The 19,482-nt window shown below is 61.3% G+C and carries 16 protein-coding genes; 6 read left to right on the top strand and 10 right to left on the bottom strand.

Annotated features, from left to right (window positions below; all coding sequences use genetic code 11):
• Window positions 1–124: 124 nt before the first annotated feature.
• Window positions 125–757, bottom strand: coding sequence for a TetR family transcriptional regulator (locus V8689_RS07180; RefSeq protein ID WP_056790401.1), 633 nt, complete (start codon window positions 755–757; stop codon window positions 125–127).
• A gap of 265 nt (window positions 758–1,022) precedes the next feature.
• Here V8689_RS07180 and V8689_RS07175 point away from each other — a divergent pair, with 265 nt between their 5' ends.
• From V8689_RS07175 to V8689_RS07150, 6 genes are all read left to right on the top strand, one after another.
• Complete coding sequence (locus V8689_RS07175; protein WP_032893110.1) at window positions 1,023–2,171, top strand: efflux RND transporter periplasmic adaptor subunit; 1,149 nt, start codon at window positions 1,023–1,025, stop codon at window positions 2,169–2,171.
• Between the two features lie 3 nt (window positions 2,172–2,174).
• Complete coding sequence (locus tag V8689_RS07170; RefSeq protein WP_003189340.1) at window positions 2,175–5,336, top strand: efflux RND transporter permease subunit; 3,162 nt, start codon at window positions 2,175–2,177, stop codon at window positions 5,334–5,336.
• Window positions 5,333–6,790 (top strand): AdeC/AdeK/OprM family multidrug efflux complex outer membrane factor, encoded by a 1,458-nt coding sequence (gene adeC, locus V8689_RS07165; protein ID WP_003189337.1) that lies wholly within the window; start codon window positions 5,333–5,335, stop codon window positions 6,788–6,790. Before V8689_RS07170 ends, adeC begins: the two co-directional genes overlap by 4 nt.
• A gap of 182 nt (window positions 6,791–6,972) precedes the next feature.
• Window positions 6,973–8,223 (top strand): OprD family porin, encoded by a 1,251-nt coding sequence (locus V8689_RS07160; protein ID WP_056790399.1) that lies wholly within the window; start codon window positions 6,973–6,975, stop codon window positions 8,221–8,223.
• A gap of 424 nt (window positions 8,224–8,647) precedes the next feature.
• Window positions 8,648–10,006, top strand: a complete 1,359-nt coding sequence (locus tag V8689_RS07155) for a M91 family zinc metallopeptidase (RefSeq protein ID WP_056790396.1) — start codon at window positions 8,648–8,650, stop codon at window positions 10,004–10,006.
• A gap of 144 nt (window positions 10,007–10,150) precedes the next feature.
• Window positions 10,151–11,041, top strand: coding sequence for a polysaccharide deacetylase family protein (locus V8689_RS07150; protein WP_056790393.1), 891 nt, complete (start codon window positions 10,151–10,153; stop codon window positions 11,039–11,041).
• A gap of 131 nt (window positions 11,042–11,172) precedes the next feature.
• Here V8689_RS07150 and pcaC read toward each other — a convergent pair whose 3' ends face one another.
• The 9 genes from pcaC to V8689_RS07105 all read right to left on the bottom strand — a co-directional run bounded on the left by pcaC (window position 11,173) and on the right by V8689_RS07105 (window position 19,395).
• Complete coding sequence (gene pcaC, locus V8689_RS07145) at window positions 11,173–11,571, bottom strand: 4-carboxymuconolactone decarboxylase (protein ID WP_003189316.1); 399 nt, start codon at window positions 11,569–11,571, stop codon at window positions 11,173–11,175.
• A 10-nt stretch (window positions 11,572–11,581) separates the two neighbouring features.
• Entirely contained in the window at window positions 11,582–12,373 is a 792-nt protein-coding gene (gene pcaD, locus V8689_RS07140) for a 3-oxoadipate enol-lactonase (protein ID WP_056790391.1), read from the bottom strand.
• Between the two features lie 10 nt (window positions 12,374–12,383).
• Window positions 12,384–13,748 carry a 3-carboxy-cis,cis-muconate cycloisomerase gene (locus V8689_RS07135; protein WP_056790387.1) on the bottom strand — a complete coding sequence of 455 codons (1,365 nt, stop codon included), beginning with the start codon at window positions 13,746–13,748 and terminating at the stop codon, window positions 12,384–12,386.
• 10 nt (window positions 13,749–13,758) lie between these two features.
• A complete protein-coding gene (locus tag V8689_RS07130) occupies window positions 13,759–15,054 on the bottom strand; it encodes an MFS family transporter (protein ID WP_032893116.1) in 1,296 nt (431 codons plus the stop codon).
• 211 nt (window positions 15,055–15,265) lie between these two features.
• On the bottom strand, window positions 15,266–15,832 hold the full coding sequence (gene pcaG, locus V8689_RS07125) for a protocatechuate 3,4-dioxygenase subunit alpha (protein ID WP_056790384.1): 567 nt from the start codon (window positions 15,830–15,832) through the stop codon (window positions 15,266–15,268).
• A gap of 1 nt (window position 15,833) precedes the next feature.
• A complete protein-coding gene (pcaH, locus tag V8689_RS07120) occupies window positions 15,834–16,538 on the bottom strand; it encodes a protocatechuate 3,4-dioxygenase subunit beta (protein WP_056790382.1) in 705 nt (234 codons plus the stop codon).
• Window positions 16,539–16,559: 21 nt separating this feature from the next.
• A complete protein-coding gene (gene pcaF, locus V8689_RS07115; RefSeq protein ID WP_177343028.1) occupies window positions 16,560–17,762 on the bottom strand; it encodes a 3-oxoadipyl-CoA thiolase in 1,203 nt (400 codons plus the stop codon).
• Window positions 17,759–18,538, bottom strand: coding sequence for a CoA-transferase subunit beta (locus V8689_RS07110; protein WP_003189301.1), 780 nt, complete (start codon window positions 18,536–18,538; stop codon window positions 17,759–17,761). The genes pcaF and V8689_RS07110 overlap by 4 nt, the downstream gene beginning before the upstream one ends.
• Complete coding sequence (locus V8689_RS07105; RefSeq protein ID WP_003189300.1) at window positions 18,538–19,395, bottom strand: CoA transferase subunit A; 858 nt, start codon at window positions 19,393–19,395, stop codon at window positions 18,538–18,540. Before V8689_RS07105 ends, V8689_RS07110 begins: the two co-directional genes overlap by 1 nt.
• Window positions 19,396–19,482 lie beyond the last annotated feature (87 nt).

Here is a 19,482-nt window from a genome sequence, read left to right as displayed (position 1 = left end):
GCCGGCTACCTATCAACCGCCCGCCATGCCGTATATAAAGTCACCCCACAAATCAGGCAGAAGGACGATTGACTGTCCTTAGGCTTTACTGTTGACACAACGGGTTGCAATTACGCATTTTGTTTCAATTGCGCAGGCTGGGGCTCAGGCGCAGCATGTCCAGCCCTATGTCAGCCCAGCGCTCGGCGTCCTGGTGCAGTTCAAAGCTATCGGGGACCAGCAGCCACTGGCCGATCAAACCGTGGATGAAGGCATGTATGCAGACAGCCCCACGGGTGGTGTCGAGATTTTCAGGCAGTTGCCCGCGATTGACCGCGTTACGCAACGTCAGGCTGATACGCAGGTTGCATTCCAGGCTGTGGGTCTGGCGCTGGCGGCGCATGTCGCACATTTCATCGGTGAACTCGCACTTATGAAACAGAATCTCGTTGATGCGCCGGGTTTTCGGGTCCAGGGCCACTTCATGGTAGAGATGAATCAGCAGCTTGCGCATACAGCCCAGCGGGTCGACTTCATCCTCGCTTTCACTCGCCCGGGCCAATTCGTCCAGAGGTTCGTGCAACGTGTCGAGCAAGGCCTGGAGCAAATCGGACTTATTGCTGAAATGCCAATAGATAGCCCCACGCGTCACCCCTGCCAGCGCGGCGATGTCCGCCAGGGTGGTGCGCGCCACGCCACGCTCATAAAAGGCTTGCTCGGCGGCTTGGAGAATCTGGCTGCGCGTTTCCTGAGCTTCCTCTTTGGTGCGACGAACCATGGCAGTAAAACCTCAATCAGGACACTGTGGATGGTACTTGACCACCATCTGAATAATTGTGGGACGACGCCGTCATGGGCGCCGAACGTACTAGAATCGAGGCTTGCGGCGGTGCTTTGTCAGCATTGCGCGAAGCCTGTCAAGAGTTTACAAACAACCATGAACGTAAGTATATTGCGTAGCAAGCTACTTATCCACTCATGGCTTGTTTTTTACCCTTCCACACTTCTTGTGCGCACTCTGCGCGCCTGACCCGAGGATCTTCATGCAACTTAAGCCAGCTGTTACCGCTCTGGTCACTGCCGTCGCCCTGGCATCGCTGCTCAGCGGATGTAAAAAGGAAGAAGCGGCACCGCCCGCTCAAACCCCTCAGGTCGGCGTGGTCACCATTCAACCGCAAGCCTATACCCTGACCACCGAGCTGCCAGGCCGCACCACGGCCTTTCGCATTGCGGAAGTTCGGCCGCAGGTCAACGGCATCATTCTCAAGCGCCTGTTCAAGGAAGGCGCCGACGTGAAGGAAGGGCAACAGCTCTACCAGATCGACCCATCGGTGTATGAGGCCACGCTCAAAAGCGCGCAAGCCAGCCTGACCCAGACCAAGTCCATCACCGATCGCTACAAGCAATTGGTCGATGAGCAAGCCGTCAGCCGCCAGGAATACGACACCGCCGTCGCCAACCGCATGACTGCCGAAGCAAACGTTCAAACCGCCCAGATCAACGTGCGCTACACCAAGGTGTACGCGCCGATCTCCGGGCGTATCGGCCGTTCTGCGGTCACCGAAGGCGCACTGGTCAGCAACGGCCAGGCCGACGCCATGGCGGTGATCCAGCAACTGGACCCGATCTACGTCGACGTCACGCAATCTTCGGCTGAAATGCTCAAGCTGCGTCGCGACCTGGCCAGCGGCCAACTGGAAAAAGCCGGCGACAACGCTGCCAAGGTCAAACTGACCCTGGAAGACGGCACGGCCTACGCCCAGGACGGCAAGCTGGAGTTCTCCGAAGTGTCGGTCGACCAGACCACCGGTTCCGTGACCCTGCGTGCCGTGTTCCCCAACCCTGACCATGTGCTGCTGCCGGGCATGTTCGTGCACGCCCAGCTGCTGGCCGGTGTGAACAGCAAGGCCATCCTGGCTCCGCAGCAAGGCGTGACCCGCGACCTGCGCGGCATTCCTACGGCGCTGATCGTGAACAAGGACAACAAGGTCGAGCAACGCGAACTGGTTGCCAACCGTACCGCCGGTGCCTACTGGCTGGTGGAAAAAGGCCTCAATGCCGGTGATCGCGTCATCACCGAAGGCTTGCAGTACGTCAAGCCGGGCGCCGAGGTGAAGGTCACGGAAGCCTCCAACGCTAAACCCGCCGGTACCGCTGCAGCGCCTGCTGCCGCTGCTGGTCAAGGGGAGTAATCCATGTCGAAATTTTTTATCGACCGTCCCATTTTCGCCTGGGTAATTGCCCTGGTGATCATGCTGGTCGGGGCACTCTCGATCCTGAAGTTGCCCATCAACCAGTACCCGGCCATTGCGCCAACGGCCATTGATATCCAGGTGACCTACCCAGGCGCGTCCGCACAAACCGTGCAGGACACCGTGGTGCAGGTCATCGAGCAACAGCTCAACGGTATCGACAACCTGCGTTATGTCTCCTCGGACAGTAACTCCGACGGCAGCATGACCATCACCGTGACGTTCAACCAAGGTACCAACCCGGATATCGCCCAGGTTCAGGTACAGAACAAGCTGAACCTGGCCACCCCACTGCTGCCGCAAGAAGTGCAGCAACAGGGTATCCGTGTGACCAAGTCGGTGAAGAACTTCCTGATGGTAATCGGTCTGGTGTCGGAAGACGGCAGCATGACCAAGGACGACCTCTCCAACTACATCGTGTCCAACATCCAGGACCCGATCTCCCGTACCGCGGGGGTGGGTGACTTCCAGGTGTTCGGTTCGCAGTACGCCATGCGTATCTGGCTCGACCCGGCCAAGCTGAATAACTACCAGCTCACGCCAGTGGACGTCAGCAATGCGATCAAGGCCCAGAACGTGCAGGTGGCCACCGGCCAACTGGGCGGCCTGCCTGCCCTGCCAGGCACCCAGCTGAACGCCACGATCATCGGCAAGACGCGCCTGCAAAGCACCGAAGAATTCGCCAAGATCCTGATGAAGGTGAACACCGATGGCTCCCAGGTTCGCCTGGGTGACGTCGCGCGCATCGAACTGGGCGGCCAGAACTACAGCATCAGTGCACAGTTCAACGGCAAGCCGGCTTCGGGTATGGCGATCAAGCTGGCGGCCGGGGCCAACGCACTGGACACCGGCAAGGCCATCCGCGAAACAGTCAAGTCCCTGGAGCCGTTCTTCCCGCCTGGCATGAAGGCGGTGGTGCCCTATGACACCACCCCGGTGGTGACCGAATCGATCTCCGGTGTGGTTCACACCCTGGTCGAAGCGATCGTGCTGGTGTTCCTGGTGATGTTCCTGTTCTTGCAGAACTTCCGCGCCACCATCATCACCACCATGACCGTACCGGTGGTATTGCTGGGTACCTTCGGGATCCTGGCGGCGTGCGGCTTCACCATCAACACCCTGACCATGTTCGGCATGATCCTGGCCATCGGCTTGCTGGTGGACGATGCCATCGTTGTGGTGGAAAACGTCGAACGGGTAATGGCCGAGGAGCACCTGTCGCCCAAGGAAGCAACGATCAAGTCCATGGGCCAGATCCAGGGCGCCCTGGTGGGTATTGCCCTGGTACTCTCGGCGGTACTGCTGCCGATGGCGTTCTTCGGTGGTTCCACCGGCGTGATCTACCGGCAGTTCTCCATCACCATTGTTTCGGCGATGGCGTTGTCGGTACTGGTTGCCCTGATCTTCACCCCGGCGTTGTGCGCCACCATGCTCAAGCCGATTGATCCGGAAAAACACGGCCAACCCAAGCGCGGCTTCTTCGGCTGGTTCAACCGCACCTTCGACCGTGGCGTACTCAAGTACGAGCGCGGCGTGGGCGGCATGATCAAGCACAAGATCCCTGCGTTCCTGGTGTATGCGCTGATCCTGGTCGGCATGATCTGGATGTTCACCCGTATTCCAAGCGCGTTCCTGCCTGAGGAAGACCAGGGTGTGATCTTCGCCCAGGTGCAGACACCGGTCGGTGCTTCGGCTGAGCGCACGCAAAAAGTCGTCGACGACATGCGCGCCTTCCTGCTGAACGACAAGGAAGGCGAGCCAGGCGAAGGCAAGGCGGTGAAGTCGGTGTTTACCGTGAACGGCTTCAACTTTGCTGGCCGTGGCCAGAGCTCGGGTCTCGCGTTCGTGATGCTCAAGCCGTGGGATGAGCGTGACTCGACCCAATCGGTGTTCGAAGTGGCCAAGCGTGCCCAGGGTTACTTCTTCGGGGCCTTCAAGGACGCCATGGTATTTGCCATCGTGCCGCCTTCGGTACTGGAGCTGGGTAACGCCACCGGTTTCGACGTGTTCCTGCAAGACCAGGGTGGCGTCGGCCACGACAAGCTGATGGCTGCACGTAACCAGTTCCTGGGCGCGGCAGCACAAAGCAAGGTGCTGGCCGGCGTACGTCCTAACGGCGTGAACGATGAGCCGCAGTACGAGCTGACCGTTGACGACGAGAAGGCCAGTGCCCAAGGCATCAGCCTCGCCGATATCCAGCAGACCCTGGCCATTGCGTTGGGTGGCAGCTACATCAACGACTTCATCGACCGTGGTCGCGTGAAGAAGGTGTATGTACAAGGTGACGCGGCCAGCCGCATGTCGCCCGAAGACCTGGACAAATGGTACGTGCGCAGCAACGACGGGAAGATGGTGCCGCTGTCGGCCATCTCGTCGGGCCAGTGGATCTACGGTTCGCCCAAGCTTTCGCGATACAACGGTGTAGCGGCGATGGAAATCCTCGGTACCCCGGCACCGGGCTACAGTACCGGTGATGCGATGGCCGAAGTCGAGCGCATTGCCAAAGAACTGCCGGCCGGTGTTGGTTACGCCTGGACAGGCCTGTCGTACGAAGAACGCCTTTCCGGTTCCCAGGCGCCAGCCCTGTACGCACTGTCGCTGCTGGTCGTGTTCCTGTGCCTGGCGGCACTGTACGAAAGCTGGTCGATCCCGATCGCGGTGATTCTGGTTGTGCCACTGGGTGTGATCGGTGCACTGATCGCCACCAGCATGCGCGGCTTGTCCAACGACGTGTTCTTCCAGGTGGGCCTGTTGGTGACGGTGGGCCTGGCGGCGAAAAACGCCATCCTCATCGTGGAATTCGCCAAGGAACTGCATGAGCAAGGCAAAGGCATCGTCGAGGCGGCTATCGAAGCATCCCGCATGCGTCTGCGTCCGATCATCATGACCTCGTTGGCGTTCATGCTCGGCGTACTGCCGCTGGCAATCTCCACCGGTGCCGGCTCAGGCAGCCAGCACGCAATCGGTACCGGCGTTATCGGCGGTATGATCACGGCCACTGTGCTGGCGATCTTCTGGGTGCCGCTGTTCTACGCAACCGTGTCCGCCGCTGGCGAACGCAAAAAGAAAGACACTACTGAAACTCCTAAAGAGGCTGGCCAATGAGCAAGTCGCTACTTTCCCTAGCCGTCACCGCATTCGTGCTCAGTGGCTGCTCGCTGATACCTGACTATCAGCGCCCCGAAGCGCCGGTAGCCGCGCAGTTCCCGCAGGGGCCGGCGTATTCGTCGGCCCAGGCGCCGAGCCAGGCCGCTGCCGAGCAAGGCTGGAAGCAGTTTTTCCATGACCCTGCCCTGCAACAGCTGATCCAGACCGCGTTGGTGAACAACCGTGATCTGCGTGTCGCGGCGCTGAACATCGACGCCTATGCAGCGCAGTACCAGATCCAGCGTGCCGACCTGTTCCCGGCGGTATCGGCCACCGGTAACGGCAGCCGCTCGCGCACCCCGGCCAAGCTGTCGCAGACCGGCGAATCGACTATTGCCAGCCAGTACTCGGCGGGCCTTGGTATCAGTTCGTATGAGCTGGACCTGTTCGGCCGCGTGCGCAGCCTCAGTGAAGAAGCGTTGCAAAAGTACTTCGCCACTGAAGAAGCGCGCCGCAGCACCCAAATCAGCCTGGTGGCCAGCGTGGCGAATGCCTACCTGACCTGGCAGGCCGACAAGGAGCTGCTCAAGCTGACCCAGGACACCCTGGCCGCGTTCGAGCAAAGCTACAAGCTCACCTCGCGCAGCAATGAAGTCGGCGTGGCCTCGGCCCTCGACCTCAGCCAGGCACGCACCTCGGTGGAAAACGCCCGTGTGCAACTGGCGCGTTACACCCGCCAGGTGGCCCAGGACGAAAACAGCCTGACCCTGCTGCTGGGCACCGGCCTGCCGGCGAATATCGCCAGCAAGCCGCTGTCCGATGACCTGCTCAGCGAAGTGCCGGCCGGCTTGCCATCAGACCTGCTGCAACGCCGTCCCGACATCGTGCAGGCCGAGTACAACCTCAAGGCGGCCAACGCCAATATCGGCGCGGCCCGTGCGGCGTTCTTCCCGAGCATCAGCCTGACCGCCAGCGCCGGCACCGCCAGCCCTACTCTGGGCGGCCTGTTCAAAGGCGGTTCGGGGACCTGGGCGTTTGCCCCGCAGATCAACATCCCGATCTTCAACGCCGGTAGCCTGCGCGCAAGCCTGGACTACTCGAAGATCCAGAAAGAGATCAACGTGGCCAACTACGAGAAGGCCATCCAGACCGGCTTCCAGGAAGTCTCCGACGGCCTCGCCGCACGGGCGACCTACAAGCAGCAACTGGATGCCCAGCGCGGCTTCGTCGAGGCCAACCAGGATTACTACCGCCTGGCCGAGCGTCGCTACCGCATTGGTGTCGACAGCAACCTGACCTTCCTCGACGCCCAGCGCCAACTGTTCAGTGCCCAGCAATCGCTGATCACCGACCGCCTGGCGCAGCTCACCAGCGAGGTCAACCTGTACAAGGCCCTCGGCGGTGGCTGGAACGAGCAGACCGCGAAGAACGAGCCGTTGAAAGAACAAGCACCGCCGTTGAAGTTGTTCTGATAGCGCAGGTGTGAAAAAACCGCTTCCCTTACCGGAGGCGGTTTTTTTATGCCCGGCTTTTTGCCTCGGCAACTTGCGTTCGATCATCGCCCACAACCCGCCCTCCCCCACTTTCATCACCCCCGCACCGCCGCGCACCATGGCCGCCACCTGCATAAACCCAATAACAACAGGTCCACACCATGAGCACTTTCCAACCGCGCCAGCTGTTGCTGGCGGCTGCTGTCGCCAGTTCTGCCCTGCCCGTTTTCGCCCAGGAGCACGGCTTTCTCGAAGACGCCAGCGCCAACCTCAACCTGCGTAACTTCTTCTTCAACCGCAACTTCACCAACCCGACCAAAACCCAGGGTGGCGCGCAGGAGTGGACGCAAAGTTTCATCCTCGACGCCAAGTCCGGTTTCACCCAGGGCACAGTCGGTTTTGGTGTGGACGTGCTGGGCTTGTACTCGCTCAAGCTCGATGGCGGGCGTGGCACGGGCGGCACGCAGTTGCTGCCGCTGGACCATGACGGCCGGCCAGCCGATGAGTTTGGCCGGCTGGGCGTGGCATTCAAGGCGCGCTTTTCCAAGACCGAGCTGAAGGTGGGCGAATGGATGCCGGTGCTGCCGATCCTGCGCTCCGACGATGGTCGCTCCTTGCCACAGACCCTGCGTGGCGGGCAAATCACCTCCAAGGAAATCGACGGCCTGACCCTCTATGGCGGCCAATTCCGCGCCAATAGCCCGCGGGACGACGGCAGCATGAGCGACATGTCGATGGTCGGCAAAACCGCCTTCACTTCCGACCGCTTCAACTTCCAGGGCGCCGAGTACGCATTCAACGACAAACGCACCCAAGTCGGCGTGTGGAATGCCCAGCTCAAGGACATCTACAGCCAGCAGTTCGTCAATCTGATCCACAGCCAGCCTGTGGGCGACTGGACCCTGGGCGCCAACCTGGGCTTCTTCTACGGCAAGGACGACGGCAACGCTCGCGCCGGGGACCTGGACAACAAAACCTGGTCCGGCCTGTTTTCGGCCAGGTACGGTGGCAACACCTTCTACGTCGGCCTGCAAAAACTCACCGGCGACAGCGCCTGGATGCGCGTCAACGGCACCAGCGGCGGCACCCTGGCCAACGACAGCTACAACTCCAGCTACGACAACGCACAGGAGAAATCCTGGCAGGTTCGCCACGACTACAACTTCGCCGCCCTCGGCGTACCGGGCCTGACCCTGATGAACCGCTATATCAGCGGCAGCAACGTGCACACCGGCACTATCACCGACGGCAAGGAGTGGGGCCGTGAGACCGAAGTGGGCTACACAGTGCAGAGCGGCACCCTGAAAAACCTCAACGTGCGCTGGCGCAATTCCAGCATGCGCAGGGATTACAGCAACAACGAGTTCGATGAGAACCGGTTGATCGTCAGCTATCCAATCAGCCTGTTATAGAGACGCCGTGCATCAGGCACGTCAAAACCCGGACCTGCGGCAAGCCCTTGCATCTGCCTATCAACGCACGGGGCATGCCGCTCCCCCCGCCTACCCGAGCGTGCGCAGCGTTTAACCGCTGTGCACCGGTCATCAAGCAGTGTTTCCAACACGGGATGCCTGATTACTCTCATAACCTGGGTACATCCAGCACCAATAAATGAAGGAACGATTACCTTCACAGTCACCACTCATGGATGCCTGACCTTCGTACAAACGAAAGCTTGGAAAAACTACCCACCTCGAATAGGCAGATGGCTATCCAATGAACTCAGTAACCCCTCCAATCGCCCCACCCACGACGCCCGTCCCCTCCGCCCCCCAGGGGAGCACCGACCGCCCGGCAGTCCCCACCAGTGGCACCTGGGTGCGCTCCACGACACAAATGCTGGTGGATGACGGCAACCTGAGTGCCAGCCAGGAAACCTTCAAGTCCCATAAGGATCCCAATAAACTGCGGCTCGTGGGTAATATCCTGACGCTCGAAACAGGAGACGCTGGGGACAAGATCCATATCAGTCAACGCCCGGACGGCCAACTTAGCGTGAAGGTCAACGATAGGACTTACACCTTCAACGGCAATCCCCCTTCAGACAAAGGGGCCCGGCCTCCGTTCTTCGAACTGAACATCAAAACCGGGGGGGGCAACGACAACATAACCCTGGACCCCAATGTCACCGCCACCGTGAAGATCGAGTCAGGGGACGGTGATGACACTATTAAAGCCGGAGGAGGCGATACCGATATTTTCGCAGGCCGGGGAGACGATCATGTCAGCCTTGGCAGTGGCACCAGCTATGTAGAAGGTGGCGAGGGTGACGACACCCTCATAGGCGGTACCGGTGACGCTGTGATGTACGGAAACAACGGCAAGGATAAGCTGTACGCAGGTGCCGGGGCGACCACAAAAACCAGCTACCTGGACGGTGGTGATGGCGACGACGAGCTGTACGCGGGTAATGGCCACACGGTAATCAATGGCGGCCTGGGCGACGACCAACTGGTCGCTCATGACAACACCACGATCTATACCGGAAAAGGGTTCGATACCGTATGGGCCAATAGGACCAAAGCACGCATCTACGCACAAAGCGAGGATCGCCTGGTAGGCGCAGGGCAGTCCGATACCACAGTGGTGACGCCAAGCGATGCGGGTCGCAAAGCCTTTAGTGTCGTGGGGACCGATTCGTTCAAACAGCGGGTCGAAGACGATCTGGAACTCCTGCGTGCCTCACCCTCAGGCCAGAAGATGCTGGAAGAGCTGGATAAAGCGGCCGAGCGAAATGGTGCTCCAATCACTATCGAAGAGGATGAAGGCAACGCCTACAAGTTCGGCTCCAGCGAATTGCAAAAACTCAGCCCAGAAGAGCAAAGCGCTATCAGCCAGGATGACCCGAGAAAGGGCGGTATGATAGATGGAGTGCCCGGTGCCCGCGCAGACCAAGGCAAAGTTACATACAACCCAGCCGTAACGATGACCCCCGCGGGGACGGTGTCTCCTATTGTCCAGTTCTACCATGAGCTGTCGCATGCCTGGAACGGCGCCAACGGTACAACGCTGGACGGCACCACCGATGGCCAGGCAAATGCTGAATTGCAGGCCGTAGGACTGCCAACTGATGCGCCGCCTTTTGACTTCGATAACGATCCCTCAACCCCACCGACCTCCACCAACCCGTCTCCGCTAACCGAGAACGCATTGAGAACGGAAATGGGCAGACCACTGCGAACAAGTTACCTCTGATACCTGCAAATGAAGTCGCACGGGGCTAAAGAAAGATTCAAGCAGTCTGTGCATGGATTTTTTCAGATGCAAATGTCCTGTATCGTGCGCGCCTGCCGCTGCTGATTCGCCCAGCAGCGGCCACTATTCGAGCCCGTGCACACCATGAAATCCTTCGCCATCGCGATGGCCCTGGCGTTGAGCCTCAGCGGCTGCATCGGCCCGCCCCTCGCCCTGACGCCACAGACCGAACAACGCCTGCAAACCCAGGCGCCAATCCGCTTTCTGCTGACCTTCGATGACGGCCCAAGCGCCTCCGGCTACAACAACCCGAGCCGCTCGGTAGTGGCCGACCTGGCCAATAACCCGGTGCTGCCGGGGATCAAGGCGGTGTTCTTCCTGCAGACCGAAGCCGCTCGCGCAGGCGGCAGTTCCCGGGGGCGCAAGACCATGGAGCGTGAACACGCTGCCGGTCATGTCCTGGCCTTTCACACTGCCACGGCGTTTCACACCAATCACCGCTGGCTGAACGACGCCACGCTGGAACACACCCTTACCGAAGGTGCTGCGCACATTGCCGCCATCACGGGCACGCCCCCTGTGCTGGTACGCCCGCCCTTCTGGAACTACGACAAGCGCACCTTCGCCGCCTATCAACGCCACGGCATGCAGGTACTGCTGACGGATTTGAGTGCCAATGACGGCAAGATCTGGGGTTTCAACGCCAGCCCGCGTCGGCGGGCCAACCTGTATCGACAATTGTCGGTGGTGCGCGAGCGTATTGCCTTGGGTGAGCTGCCGACGGTGGAGGGCGTGATCCCGGTGGTGGTGACCTTCCATGACATCAACCGCTACACCGCGCGGCATATGCAGGAGTACTTGCAGATCCTGATGGACAGCGCGCAGGTCAACGGTTTGAAGACAGCGGCAGAGCCGTTCTATACCGACCACGCCGCGCTGGAACGCGCGGCGCTGGCCCGTACGGTCAAGGACGTGAACGAGCCGGTGCATCTGCCGGGGGTGTGGAACTGGCTGTGGGATGCTGATTCCCACTGATACCCTGAACTTGTGACGATCCCCTGTGGGAGCTGGCTTGCCTGCGATAGCAATCTGTCAGTCAGCCCAATATTGACTGGCCCACCGCAATCGCAGGCAAGCCAGCTCCCACATTTGATTGCATTTCATATTCAGTCTTGCTGGCGAGACTCCACGCCCAACTCATCCCACACTGACTCCGCCAGGTGAAACGTCGCATTCGCTGCCGGGATCCCGCAGTAGATCGCACTCTGCATCAGCACTTCCTTGATCTCGGCACGGGTCACGCCGTTGCTGGCGGCAGCACGCAGGTGCAGTTTCAGTTCTTCACTGCGGTTCATGCCGATCAGCATCGCGATGGTGATCAGGCTGCGGGTATGCCGAGGCAAGCCAGGGCGGGTCCAGATGTCACCCCAGGCGTGGCGGGTAATCATTTCCTGGAACTCGCTGTTGAACTCGGTCAGGGCATTGAGGCTGCGATCGACATGGGCATCGCCCAGTACTTCGCGGCGCACCTGCAGGCCCTCGGCGTAACGTTGTTTCTCGTCCACAAACAGCTCCTCAGCGGGCCAGCAGGAATTGAATTACCCGGTCGCTGAACGCGGCACCGGCTTGCACATTGGACAGGTGCGCCGCATAGAACTCGGCATATTCGGCACCCTGCACGTGGCTCTGGATAAAGTGGCCGCCGGCTGGCGGCGTCACCGCGTCTTCGGTGCCGGCAATCACCAGGGTCGGCACCTTGATCGAGGACAATTGCTCACGGAAATCCGCATCGCGCACGGCGCCGCAGTTGGCGGCATAGCCCTCGGGCGACGTGGCCGCGAGCATGTCAGTGATCTGCTTGGCCTGGTGCGGGTGGGCGGCGGCGTAATCTGCGGTGAACCAGCGCGCAATCGACGCATCGCGCAGCGCTACCATCGCATCTGCGCCATCACGCAGGACCATTTCGATACGCGGGTTCCACACCTCGGGCGTACCGATCTTGGCCGCGGTGTTACACACCACCAGACGTTGCAGGCGCTCGCCGGCATGAATGCCCAGCCATTGGCCGATCAAGCCGCCCATGGACAGCCCGCAAAAATGCGCCTTCTGGATGTCCAGCGCATCCAGCAGTGCGATCACGTCTTGGCCCAACTGTTCGATGCTGTAGGGCCCCTCGGTCACCAGGGATTGGCCGTGGCCACGGGTGTCGAAGCGCAGCACACGAAAATGCTCGGTGAAGGCCGGAATCTGGATATCCCACATATGCAGGTCGGTACCCAGGGAATTGGACAGCACCAATACTGGTGCGTCGGCAGGCCCCTCGAGTTGGTAATGCAGTTCGCCCTCGGCGAGTTGTACAAAAGCCACAGCGGTCTCCTCAGGCAGTCAAAGCAAAATGTTCGGTCACTGCACGCGTAACCCAGGTGGACGCCTGGCCCAGGTAGTGGGCCGGGTCGAGCAGGCGGTCCAGTTCAGCCGCAGACAACTCGGCGGTGACGTGCGGCTCATCCGCCAGCACCGCGCGCAAATGGCGCTGCTCGGCGACCGCACGTTTGCAGCACTGTTCCAGCAGATGGTGCGCGGTGTCGCGGCCCAAGCGTTGGGCGAGCACGATACTCACCGCTTCGGCCAGCACCAGGCCCTGGGTCAGGTCGAGGTTCTGCCCCATGCGTTCGGCATTCACCTCCAGCCCTTCACTGACCAGAATTGCCTGGTGCAAGGCACCGGACACCAGGCGGCAAATCTGCGGCAAGGTTTCCCATTCGGCGTGCCACAAGCCCAGGCTACGTTCGTGCTCCTGGGGCATGGCGCTGAACATCGTTGCCACCAGGCCCGGTACACGGGTGGCCGCGCTGATTAACACTGCGGCGCCCACCGGATTGCGCTTGTGCGGCATGGTGGACGAGCCACCCTTGCCCGGCGCCGAAGGCTCGAACACCTCCGCCGCTTCGGTCTGCATCAACAGGCTGATATCCCGGCCCAACTTGCCGAGGCTGCCGGCGATCAGGCCAAGCAGGCTGGCAAATTCCACCAGGCGGTCACGCTGGGTGTGCCAGGGTTGTTCCGGCAAGCCCAGTTGCAACTCGGCGGCCAAGGCTTCGGCCACGGGCATGGCGTGTTCGCCGAGCGCCGCCAACGTGCCTGATGCGCCGCCAAATTGCAGCACCAACAGGCGCGGCTTCAATTCGGCCAGGCGCTGGCGACTGCGCGTCACCGCGCCCAGCCAACCGGCGATTTTCATCCCCAGGGTGACCGGCGTCGCGTGCTGCAACCAGGTGCGCCCGGCTAAAGGCACGCTGGCGTAACGCTGAGCCTGGGCGGCCAACACCTCCCCCAGGCGAGCCAGGTCGGCCTCGATCAGTTCCACCCCACGGCGCAGTTGCAGCACCAGGCCGGTGTCCATCACGTCCTGGCTGGTGGCGCCCAGGTGCACATAACGCTCGGCGTCGGCGTCTTCACTGGCGATCAACTTGCCCAACGCCTTCACCAATGGAATCGCAGAGTTGCCCGCCGTGGCAATCGCGCTGCCAAGGGCATCCACGTCATACAGCGACGCCAGGCACGCCTGGGCAATCGGTGCGACGGCGGCCTGGGGAATCAACCCGACCCGCGCCTGCGCCCGGGCCAGTGCGGCTTCGAAATCCAGCATGCCCTGCAAGCGTCCCTGGTCACAGAACACCTCGGCCATGCTGTCAGCGGTGAAATAAGCGTCGAACAGTTGATTGCTCGTGCGCAACGTCATAACTCATCCCTTACAGATCGTGATGCAGGTACGCCGCCTGTTTCGGCAGGCGCAAGCTGAACAGGAAGGCCACCGCCATCATCGCGGTGACGTACCAATAAAAGGTGTTTTCCATACCGATGGATTTGAGGCTCAGCGCAACCACTTCTGCCGAACCACCAAACACCGCGTTAGCCACCGCATACGCCAGGCCCACGCCCAATGCACGCACCTGCGGCGGGAACATCTCCGCTTTGACCAGGCCGCTGATGGAGGTGTAGAAGCTGACAATCGCCAAGGCCAGGGTGATCAGCACAAATGCCAAGAACGGGCTGGTCACGGTTTTCAAGGTCAGCAGGATCGGCACGGTAAACAGCGTGCCAAGGCCAGCAAACCACAGCATCGAATTACGTCGGCCGATCTTGTCGGCCAACATGCCGAACAACGGCTGCATGCACATGTACAGAAACAGCGCGCCGGTCATGATGTAGCTCGACGTCTTGGCGTGCATGCCCACTGTGTTCACCAGGTACTTCTGCATGTAGGTGGTGAAGGTGTAGAAAATCAGCGAGCCGCCGGCGGTGTAGCCCAGCACCGTGATGAAGGCTTTGCCGTGGTCGCGAAACAGCGCGACGATACTGCCGGCGTCCTTGTCTTCGCGCATTTCCTTGCTGGTGGTTTCTTTGAGGGTGCGACGCAGCAGCAGGGAGATCACGGCGGCAATGGCGCCGATCACAAACGGAATGCGCCAGCCCCAGGCACGCAGTTCTTCTTCGGTGAGGATCTGTTGCAGGATCACCACCACCAGCACCGCCAGCAATTGGCCGCCGATCAGGGTCACGTACTGGAAAGAGGCGAAGAAGCCACGCTGGCCCTTGAGCGCGACTTCACTCATGTAGGTGGCCGTGGTGCCGTATTCGCCGCCCACCGACAAGCCCTGGAACAGCCGCGCCACCAACAGCAACGCCGGGGCCCAGGCACCGATGTCGTTATAGGTGGGCAGGAAGGCGATGACCAGGGAGCCGCCGCACATCATCAGCACCGAGATCATCATCGAGTTCTTGCGCCCATGCTTGTCGGCCACCCGGCCAAACAACCAGCCACCGATCGGGCGCATCAGGAACCCGGCGGCAAACACACCGGCGGTGTTGAGCAACTGCACCGTGGGGTCATCCGAGGGGAAAAACGCCGGGGCAAAATAAATCGCGCAGAAGGCATAGACGTAGAAGTCGAACCATTCGACCAGGTTGCCGGAGGAGGCCCCGACAATCGCAAAGATCCGTTTGCTGCGTTCTTCTCCGGTGTAGTGGCTGGTTTTTGTTGTCATGTTTTTTTACTCAGTGGGAACGGTTATAGCCTAGACATACTTTGCAACAACCCTGTTCCGCAAGCAGACTTTTGGATAGGTGGAGCCTGGATGATCGTTCCCACGCTCTGCGTGGGAATGCCGCATGGGACGCTCCGCGTCCTGCCGTGCGCGCGTGACGCGGAGCGTTACGGGATGCATTACCACGCAGAGCGTGGGAACGATCGTCAACTCAGTAGTCGAAGAACACCGTTTCCTTAGCTGTCCCCTGCAAAATCACATTCCACTGATAAACCCCTGCCGCATCCGCCTTGGCAATCAGGGTGCTACGACGTTCCGCCGGTACACACGCCAGCAACGGGTCATCGCCGTTCAACCCCTCACCGTCAAAATAAATCCGCGTCAGCAAGTGCTTCACCAACCCACGGGCAAACACCAGCACCACCAAATGCGGCGCCTGGGTGGTGCCCTTGAGCCCCGGCACACTGCCCGGTTTGATGGTGGTAAAGCGAAAACGCCCTTCGGCATCCACCGGCACGCGGCCGAAGCCTTCGAAGTTCGGGTCGAGCGCTTTGTCCTGCTCATCTTCGGGGTGGGCATATTTGCCGGCGGCATTGGCCTGCCAGACTTCCAGCATGGCGTCATTGACGACATCACCGTTGCCGTCCACCACTTGCCCGCTGATCGCCACGCGTTCGCCGAGGGTGGCGGTGACGGTCAGGTCTTCACGGTTCAGCCAGGTCAGGCCGATGTGGTAATACGGCCCGACGGTGTGGGACGTGGTCGCGTTGAGTGTCATCTCATTTCTCCATCGGCGTGGCGTCGCGGCCGCGCAGGACGATGTCCCAACGGTAACCGAGGGCATAGGAAGGAATGGTTTTTTCCAGGTCGAAGCGAGCGATCAAGCGCTGCTTGGCGCTGGTGTCCGGCACGCAGTTGTAGATTGGGTCGTACTCCAGCAACGGATCACCCGGGAAATACATTTGCGTCACCAAGCGCGTCAGCACGCTGGGGCCGAACAGCGAAAAGTGGATATGCGCCGGGCGCCACGCATTGTGGTGGTTGCCCCACGGGTAGGCGCCGGGCTTGATGGTCTGGAACTGGTACCAGCCGTCGGCGTCGGTGACGGTGCGCCCGGTGCCGGTGAAATTCGGGTCCAGCGGCGCATCGTGCAGGTCGCGCTTGTGGTTGTAGCGGCCGGCGGCATTGGCCTGCCAGATCTCCACAAGAATGCCCGGCACTGGCAGGCCGTTTTCGTCCAGCACACGGCCATGAATGATGATGCGTTCGCCTTGCGGCTCGCCGTCATGCTGGGCCGTCAGGTCGTTGTCCTTCTCATTGATACGTTCGGCGCCGATGGTCGGGCCGGTGATTTCCGACAAGGAATGGGGCAGGAACACCAAAGGCTGGGACGGCGAACGCAGGTTCGTCGACTGGTAGGCCGGGTGCAGGTAATCAGGTTGGGTGCCCGCTTGCGGGCGCCGGTAACCGGGCTTGTCACTCATGGAGCAATCCTCTTTTAGTTATCAGACGCGTTCAATCGCCAGGGCCAGGCCTTGGCCAACGCCCACGCACATGGTCGCCAGGCCTTTGCGGCCGCCGGTTTTTTCCAATTGGTGCAGGGCCGTCAGCACCAACCGCGCACCACTCATCCCCAGTGGATGGCCGAGGGCAATGGCGCCGCCGTTCGGGTTGACCTGCGGCGCATCGTCGGCAATGCCCAGCTCGCGCAGCACCGCCAGGCCTTGGCTGGCGAAGGCTTCGTTGAGTTCGATCACGTCAAAATCGGTGACCGCCAACCCCAGGCGCTCCACCAGCTTGCGCACCGCCGGCACCGGGCCGATGCCCATCACTCGCGGGGCGACACCGGCACTGGCCATGCCCAGCACACGGGCGCGGGCGGTGAGGCCATGTTGCTTGACGGCCTCGGCGCTGGCGAGAATCAACGCGGCGGCGCCATCATTGACCCCCGAAGCGTTGCCGGCGGTAACCGTCTTGTCCGCACCGTTGACCGGCTTGAGCTTGGCCAAGGCTTCCAACGTGGTGTCCCGTGGATGCTCATCGTGTTCCACCAGGGTTTCGCCTTTTTTATGGGCGACCCGCACCGGTACGATTTCCTCGGCAAAGAAACCGGCAGCCTGGGCGGCGGCGGTGCGTTGCTGGCTGCGCAGGGCGAAAGCGTCCTGATCGGCGCGGGAAACCTGGTAATCGTCGGCCACGTTATCGGCGGTCTGCGGCATGGCATCCACGCCGTACTGGGCCTTCATCAGCGGGTTGATAAAGCGCCAGCCAATGGTGGTGTCTTCCAACTTCATGTTGCGCGAGAACGCCGTGTCGGCCTTGCCCATCACAAACGGAGCACGGGACATCGACTCGACGCCACCGGCAATCGCCAGCTCCATTTCACCGCTGGCAATCGCACGAAAGGCGGTGCCGATGGCATCCATGCCCGAGGCGCACAGGCGGTTGAGGGTCACACCCGGAATACTTTCCGGCAGCCCCGCCAGCAGCAACGCCATGCGTGCCACGTTACGGTTATCTTCACCGGCCTGGTTGGCGCAGCCGAGGAAGACTTCGTCTACGGCGCTCCAGTCCACCGACGGGTTGCGTTCAATCAACGCCTTGATCGGCAGCGCCGCCAGGTCGTCGGCACGCACGGTGGACAGGCCACCGCCGAAACGGCCGATAGGCGTGCGAATAGCATCACAGATATAAACCTCGCGCATCAGGCTTCTCCCGGTGCTTGGCCGTGGGCAGCCGCGGTGCGCGCTTCGAGGTCACGCAGGGCGGTCAGTTCGGTCTCGGTGGGTTCAGCGGTGGTGCTCACCTGGTCGGCAAAGCGAATTGCCCAACCGGTGGCGGCGACCACTTGCTCGCGGGTCACGCCCGGATGCAGCGCGGTGACCACGAACTCATGGCTGCCCTCCTCCGGTTCCATGATGCACAGGTCGGTAATGATGCCCACGGGGCCGGCGCCGGGCAGACCCAGGCGCTTGCGTGAGTCACCACCTTCGCCGTGCCCCACAGAGGTGATGAAATCGAGTTTGTCGACAAACGAACGGGAAGACTGTTTCAGGATGATCAGCACGCTCTTGGCGGAACCGGCGATTTCCGGCGCGCCACCGGCACCCGGCAAACGCACTTTGGGCTGGTGATAATCACCGACCACGGTGGTGTTGATATTGCCGAAACGGTCGACCTGGGCCGCGCCGAGAAAACCGACATCAATACGCCCGCCCTGCAGCCAGTAGCGAAAGATCTCACCGGTGGGCACCACAGTGTCGGCGGTCTCCGCCAACTCGCCATCACCGATGGACAGCGGCAATACGCTGGGCTTGGCCCCAATCGGGCCCGACTCGTAGATCAGCACCACATCCGGCGAAGACGTCAGGCGCGCAAGGTTGGCGGCCTTCGACGGCAGGCCGATGCCGACGAAGCACACCGAGCCGTTCTTGAGGCGGCGTGCCGCGGCGACGGTCATCATTTCATTGGTGGAGTAAGCCATTACTTAGCCTCCTGCGCGGTGGCCAGCTTGGCCTGGAATTCACTGAAGTCGGCAGTGCCGTGGATGTATTCGTCGATCCAGGCGGTAAAGGTGCCACGGTCGCGGGCAATCGGGTCCCACGCCTGGTAGAAGCGGTTATCCCGTTCGTTGTAGCCGTGCGCGTAGGACGGATGGGCACCACCGGGTACGTGGCACACCGCCGTCAGCGCCCAGGTCGGCAGCACGCAGCTGTTCATCGGCGCATTCAGGTCGTCGACGATTTCCTCGACGGTGACGATGCAGCGCTTGGCCGCCAGGGCCGCCTCCTTTTGCACCCCCAGAATGCCCCAGAGCAGCACGTTGCCTTTGCGGTCGGCTTTCTGCGCGTGAATCACAGTGATGTCCGGACGCACCGACGGCACTGCCGCCAGCACTTCGCCGGTGAACGGGCAAGTGACGGTCTTGATCAGCGGGTTGACCTTGGGCAAGTCGGACCCTGCGTAAGCACGCAACACGGCGAACGGCAGGCCCGAGGCACCGGCGACGTAGGCATTGGCCAGGTCGGCGTGGCTGTGCTCTTCGATCTCCAGCGCTTGCGGCCATTGTTTCTCTACCGCGTCACGCAGGCGATGCAGGGAACCCACGCCCGGGTTGCCGCCCCAGGAGAAAATCAACTTGCGTGCACAGCCGGCACCGATCAACTGGTCGTAGATCAGGTCAGGCGTCATGCGCACCAGTGTCAGGTCTTTCTTGCCCTGACGAATGATTTCATGGCCTGCGGCCGTAGGGATCAGGTGGGTGAAGCCTTCGAGGGCGACGGTATCGCCGTCGTTCACGAAGCGCTTGACCGCATCACGCAGGGTGAGGATTTCAGCCATGGGGTTGGGCTCCCGGTGTTGATCGAAAAAGGCGCTGAGGTGGCGCCGAAGTGCTTGAAGGTTAAGCCGGGGTAATGGGCCAAACAA

This window comes from Pseudomonas sp. AK181 (assembly GCF_051122975.1).
Lineage (GTDB): Bacteria > Pseudomonadota > Gammaproteobacteria > Pseudomonadales > Pseudomonadaceae > Aquipseudomonas > Aquipseudomonas lactis.
The sequence above is the reverse complement of the archived record's forward strand: the minus strand, read 5'-3'. Positions and strand labels throughout refer to the sequence as shown.

What these genes read in the sequence shown, in the direction of transcription:
- V8689_RS07155 (WP_056790396.1), top strand. Translation starts at nt 8,648, where the DNA reads ATGCTGGTGGATGACGGCAACCTGAGTGCCAGCCAGGAAACCTTCAAG.
- V8689_RS07175 (WP_032893110.1), top strand. Translation starts at nt 1,023, where the DNA reads ATGCAACTTAAGCCAGCTGTTACCGCTCTGGTCACTGCCGTCGCCCTG.
- V8689_RS07170 (WP_003189340.1), top strand. Translation starts at nt 2,175, where the DNA reads ATGTCGAAATTTTTTATCGACCGTCCCATTTTCGCCTGGGTAATTGCC.
- V8689_RS07130 (WP_032893116.1), bottom strand. Translation starts at nt 15,054, where the DNA reads ATGACAACAAAAACCAGCCACTACACCGGAGAAGAACGCAGCAAACGG.
- pcaH (WP_056790382.1), bottom strand. Translation starts at nt 16,538, where the DNA reads ATGAGTGACAAGCCCGGTTACCGGCGCCCGCAAGCGGGCACCCAACCT.
- V8689_RS07180 (WP_056790401.1), bottom strand. Translation starts at nt 757, where the DNA reads ATGGTTCGTCGCACCAAAGAGGAAGCTCAGGAAACGCGCAGCCAGATT.
- V8689_RS07150 (WP_056790393.1), top strand. Translation starts at nt 10,151, where the DNA reads ATGAAATCCTTCGCCATCGCGATGGCCCTGGCGTTGAGCCTCAGCGGC.
- pcaG (WP_056790384.1), bottom strand. Translation starts at nt 15,832, where the DNA reads ATGACACTCAACGCGACCACGTCCCACACCGTCGGGCCGTATTACCAC.
- V8689_RS07105 (WP_003189300.1), bottom strand. Translation starts at nt 19,395, where the DNA reads ATGGCTGAAATCCTCACCCTGCGTGATGCGGTCAAGCGCTTCGTGAAC.
- V8689_RS07160 (WP_056790399.1), top strand. Translation starts at nt 6,973, where the DNA reads ATGAGCACTTTCCAACCGCGCCAGCTGTTGCTGGCGGCTGCTGTCGCC.
- adeC (WP_003189337.1), top strand. Translation starts at nt 5,333, where the DNA reads ATGAGCAAGTCGCTACTTTCCCTAGCCGTCACCGCATTCGTGCTCAGT.
- V8689_RS07110 (WP_003189301.1), bottom strand. Translation starts at nt 18,538, where the DNA reads ATGGCTTACTCCACCAATGAAATGATGACCGTCGCCGCGGCACGCCGC.
- V8689_RS07135 (WP_056790387.1), bottom strand. Translation starts at nt 13,748, where the DNA reads ATGACGTTGCGCACGAGCAATCAACTGTTCGACGCTTATTTCACCGCT.